The organism is Magnetospirillum moscoviense (assembly GCF_001650635.1).
GTDB classification, from domain to species: Bacteria; Pseudomonadota; Alphaproteobacteria; order Rhodospirillales; family Magnetospirillaceae; genus Magnetospirillum; species Magnetospirillum moscoviense.
This window is the reverse complement of the sequence record NZ_LWQU01000100.1, coordinates 1-770: the sequence shown is the minus strand read 5'-3', so window position 1 is coordinate 770 and position 770 is coordinate 1. Positions and strand designations below refer to the sequence as shown.

Genomic DNA, 770 nt, shown 5'->3' with positions numbered 1-770 from the left:
TCGACAACCACCATCTTGGCGCATTGCGACGCCGGTGAGCAGGGGCCGTCCACCCCATCAATTCATTGGCCGGTTGGAATGATTGCCGCCTGAGAATTTGTCGGCTAGAACGGCAGCCCTTGTTTTCATCTTGCAGAAGGATCGTTCCATGACCCGTCGTCTGATCTCGTCAGGCTCGCCGTTCGAGGAAGTGGCCGGCTATTCCCGCGCCGTCGTTCAGGACCCGTGGGTGTTCGTCGCCGGCACGTCGGGCTTCAAGGACGGCCAGATTGCCGAATCCGAGGTCGATCAGGCCGACCAGTGCTTGCAGACCATCGCCGGCGCGCTGGAAAAGGCCGAAGCCTCGCTGGCCGACGTGGTGCGCGTGGTGGTTTACATCACCGACGCGGCCTACTTCCAGGCCGTCGGCCCGGTGCTGGGCAAGTATTTCAAGGGCATCAAGCCGGCCAACACCACCATCGTCTGCGGCCTGGTCGATCCCCGCATGAAGGTCGAGATCGAGGTCACCGCGCTGAAGCGCGGATAGAGTCTGTCTGAGTTTGGTGGACGCGGATTTTCCTCTCGTCACCCTCGGGCTTGACCCGAGGGTCCACGCGTCTGGTCGCAAAAGTTATTGGAAACAATGGGATAGGCGGAGTCGCGTGGATGGCCGGGTCAAGCCCACGGCTGTCCGGTTAAGGGAGGGCGTATCCACATAGGCGTTAACATAGCGCACACACTTGGCGTTTTCGCTTTCTTGGGGTGTCGGCGAGGCGTACAGCGAGGCTGGT

1 protein-coding gene is annotated in these 770 nt (G+C 61.3%); it reads left to right on the top strand.

Annotated elements, in window-relative coordinates; all coding sequences use genetic code 11:
* Positions 1-148: 148 nt before the first annotated feature.
* Positions 149-526, top strand: a complete 378-nt coding sequence (locus tag A6A05_RS04625; protein WP_068497939.1) for a RidA family protein — start codon at positions 149-151, stop codon at positions 524-526.
* Positions 527-770 lie beyond the last annotated feature (244 nt).

Coding starts and splice junctions, on each gene's coding strand:
- A6A05_RS04625 (WP_068497939.1), top strand. CDS start 149: ATGACCCGTCGTCTGATCTCGTCAGGCTCGCCGTTCGAGGAAGTGGCC.